The following is a 2,641-nucleotide window of genomic DNA, read 5'->3' on the forward strand; positions in this document are numbered from 1 at the left end:
AGGTCCGCGACGATCAGGTGGTCAACCGGCCAGTTGCAGTTTTGGTTGCAGTTCCCACGCAGACGCGGGCGTGCCGATGTGTTGCACTAGCCCCAGCGAACCAGGGGAATGCTGACGGCTGAACCAACAGGAACCGTGCGCATCTCTTCTTTAATCCGTAGGTTGTCGGTTCGAGTCCGACGGGGCCCACGCACCGCGACTTTGTTGACCTTCGCGGGAAGTGCGGCACGCCTCGGACGGCACAAGGGAGCGACAGTCGCATATCTCCCTGAATGACTGAGGTGCGGAACGTGGCCGTGGACGAGCACCTTGTGCATTACCTGCTGGATCTTCACGACCGGGTCTCGGCCGCTACCACGGCGCGGCGCTACCGATCGCTGCAGCAATTTTCAAATGGCTCACCGAAGAGGGTGAGGCGCAGCGGTCTCCGATGGAGTGAATGAGCCGCACCGTCAGTCCCTGAGCAGCTTGTCCCGGTACTGGACGATGCCACCATCGCGCTGTTGGCCACCTGTAGGTGCAATACGTTCGTGAACCGTCGGGACAGCGATCATCCGCCTGCTGCTGGATACCGGCATGCGGTGCGGTGAGTTGGCCACCATTGACCGCGAGGACGTTGACTGGGACCACCAGGTCGCGCCGGTCATCGGCAAGGGGGCTGTGGGCGGGCCTGCAAGCCAGGTGGATAAGTGTGGTTCGACGAGGCCATCAGCGGTCGCTCCCGGCAGGAGATTGAAATCCCGCCGAGCGCTGAGCGACTGGCTTCACCTTTCGAGTCGTCGATCAGTCTGACGCGCCAAGTAGAAGCAAGGCCTGATCGGCGTAGACGTAGCTGACCTCGTCGACGGAATTCTCCCCGTCGGCGCGGAACCACGCCGAAACACCCATGCCCATGTCGAGGATGGCGTAGGACGCCAGCCGAGCCGATCGCACATTGAACCGCTGCGTTCGGCAACCCTCCTCGATGACTGCGCGCAGCGTCTGCTCGTATTCCGCGCGCAGTGTCAATACTCGCGTGCGGTTCTCCGGCGTGAGGCTGCCGATCTCGCGGTTGCCGACGAACGCCTCCTGGCGGTGACTGGCGTGGTAGCGCACGTGCGCCTCGACCATCCTGCGCACTCGAATCCCGGGGTCACCGCCCGCCGCCAGCGCGGACTGCTGATCCCGCAGCAGCGCCCGCATTGTCCCTAGCATGATCGTGGCGAGAAGCTCCTGCTTGGAAGCGATGTGCTTGTAGAGGCTCGGTCCCCGGATACCGAGGGCCGAACCGATGTCGGTCATCGTGGTCGTCCGGTAGCCGTGTTCGGCGAACAGCTCTCGCGCGGCGTCCACGATCGCGGAGTCGGTAGTCCCGCGCCCTGTCCCGTCATTCCGCACGAATCCATCATACGGCTAGGGAGCGCTAGCGCATGAGGTCACAGGGGCGCTATATTCCTCGATGGACATAGCTAATGATCATTAGCTACCGTGAGCAAAGGGCGACCGTGTCGATAGAGTTCACCGTTCCCGACGAGGTGGCGGACCTCGCGGCTCGCACTGCGACGCTGGTCCGCGAGGTCGTCATCCCGGTCGAGATACGCGTCCGCGGGGCGCTGCACGACGGGGACGAGTCGGTGCGGGCGAAGGTACAGCAGGCCGCGCGGGAGGCCGGCGTGTTCTGCCAGCAGATGCCGCCGGAGTACGGCGGCCTCGGCCTCGATATGCGCGGTCAGGCGGTGGTCTTCGAGCAGGCCGGGTACTCGCTGCTCGGCCCGCTTGCGACCAATTGTGCTGCGCCGGACGAGGGCAACATGCACCTGCTCGAAGTGGTCGGCAGCCCGGTCCTGCGCGAGAGGTACCTCAAGCCCCTCGCTGCTGGTGACACGCGGTCCTGCTTCGCGATGACCGAACCCGCCCCGGGTGCCGGCGCCGACCCGCGGGCGCTGGCGACCACCGCTACCCGGGTAGCCGGCGGGTGGCGGATAGACGGCCGCAAATGGTTCATCAGCGGTGCCCGGGGCGCGGCATTCGCGATCGTCATGGCCCGCACATCCGGGGTGGCCGGGGATGCGGGCGGTGCAACCATGTTCCTGGTAGATGCGGGTACTCCGGGTTTCAAGCTCGTCCGAGACATCGACACGATGGATCAGGGATTGTTCGCCGGTCACAGCGAGATCGTGTTCGACGAATGTGTGGTACCCGACGATCAGGTGCTGGGCGAGGTCGACCGGGGTTTCGAGTACGCCCAAGTGCGACTCGCCCCGGCCAGATTGACCCACTGCATGCGCTGGCTGGGAATCGCCCGGCGTGCGCAGGACATCGCGCTAGGCTATGCCACCACCCGAAAAGCATTCGGCGGCTATCTCGCCGATCTAGGCATGGTGCAGCAGCAGATCGCCGATTCCGAGATCGACATCGAGGCAAGCCGCGCGATGATCTATCGAAGTGCTTGGCAGCTGGACCAGTCCGCAACCGACTCAGGTGCAGGGCACCTGTCTTCGATGACCAAAGTGTTCGTCGCCGAGGCGGCGTACCGGGTGGTCGACCGGTCCGTGCAGATCTGCGGGGCGCTCGGCATCTCCGAAGATGTGCTGCTCTCGCGGTACTTTCGCGAGGTCCGGGCATTCCGGGTGTACGACGGCCCGTCCGACACGCACCGGTG

The 2,641-nt window shown here is 64.9% G+C and carries 2 protein-coding genes; one reads left to right on the forward strand and one right to left on the reverse strand.

What is annotated here, in order from left to right:
- Positions 1-783 precede the first annotated feature (783 nt).
- On the reverse strand, positions 784-1,377 hold the full coding sequence (locus tag QOH60_RS12765) for a TetR/AcrR family transcriptional regulator (RefSeq protein ID WP_526420782.1): 594 nt from the start codon (positions 1,375-1,377) through the stop codon (positions 784-786).
- A 107-nt stretch (positions 1,378-1,484) separates the two neighbouring features.
- Here QOH60_RS12765 and QOH60_RS12770 point away from each other — a divergent pair.
- The coding region (locus QOH60_RS12770; RefSeq protein ID WP_526420784.1) for an acyl-CoA dehydrogenase family protein at positions 1,485-2,641 on the forward strand (1,157 nt) is incomplete at its 3' end.

This window comes from Mycobacterium sp. (genome assembly GCF_032159765.1).
GTDB lineage: Bacteria > Actinomycetota > Actinomycetes > Mycobacteriales > Mycobacteriaceae > Mycobacterium.